Origin of the sequence: Streptacidiphilus neutrinimicus, from assembly GCF_000787815.1 — a bacterium.
GTDB classification, from domain to species: domain Bacteria; phylum Actinomycetota; class Actinomycetes; order Streptomycetales; family Streptomycetaceae; genus Streptacidiphilus; species Streptacidiphilus neutrinimicus.
In genome coordinates, this window is record NZ_BBPO01000157.1 from 1 (window position 1) to 1098 (window position 1098).

The 1098-nt window shown below is 78.6% G+C and carries 1 pseudogene; it reads left to right on the top strand.

What is annotated here, in order from left to right:
* Positions 1–1098: pseudogene (locus TR48_RS44815) on the top strand (hypothetical protein); the annotation flags it as partial.

Below are 1098 nucleotides of genomic sequence, written 5' to 3' on the forward strand. Positions count from 1 at the left end.
GCCCCAGCGCGGTGGCGCCGCGACGCCGGCTCCGGCTGCCCAGCAGGGCTTCCCGCAGTCGGCGCCGACCGGTCAGCCCGGCGGCTTCGACTCCAGCCGCACCGACGGTCGCGGCATGCCGCTGCCCGGCGCCGGTCCGCTGCCGCAGCGCGGCGGCCAGGCCCCGGCTCCCCAGCAGCAGGGCCAGCAACAGCCGTTCGGCGTCCCCGGCGCCCCCGCCGGTCGCGGCGAGGCCGGTTTCGGCCAGGACCGCGGCGTCGAGCCCTCGCTCTGGGCCGAGCAGCCCCAGCACGGCTCGCCCGCGGGCGGCCGCAACGACGGCGGCCGGTCCCACGCCGGTCCGACACACGCCGGTCCGACCCAGGGCGGTCAGGGCCTCGGCCAGAACGTCGCGGGTGACAGCACCGGGCAGTTCGCGCGTCCGCGCTTCGACCAGGAGCCCTCGGCCCGTCCGGTGCCGCCGGCTCCGGTCCCGCCGCAGCCGCAGCCCGCGCCGCAGCAGGACTTCGGCTCCGACCCGCTCACCCGCGCGCTGCCTCCGGCGAGCGAGTCCGCGGCCCCGTCGCCGATCTTCGAGCAGATGGAGACGACCTGGTTCCGCGCCGGTCGCGCCGAGCGGATGCGCGGCGTGCAGGTGTCCGGGGCTCAGGCGGGCGACCCGTCGGCCTCCGGGACCGCGCAGTTCGGCGGCCCGTCGGCCACCGGCCAGTTCGACACCGCGCAGTTCGGCGCGGACCCGCTCGGCGGCGGCCCGCTCGGCGGCAGTCCGGCGCAGAGCCCCTCGGGCTCGACGGGTGTCACCGGTCTGAGCGCCGACCAGGCGCCGTGGCGCAGCTCGGCCAACGACGAGACGTGGCGCCGGGCCGAGCAGGTGCGCGAGCCCAGCGCGGGCGGCGTGATGCCGTCCGGTCTGCCGCGCCGCGTGCCCAAGGCCAACCTGGTCCCGGGTCAGGCGGAGTCCCAGGCTCTGCCCGGCCCCCAGGTCTCCCGTAACCCGGACGAGGTCCGCGGGCGTCTCACCAACCTGCGTCGCGGCATCCAGCAGGGCCGCGCCGCCGGTTCGTCCGGTCCCGCTCAGGGCTCCGGTCCGTACGGCAG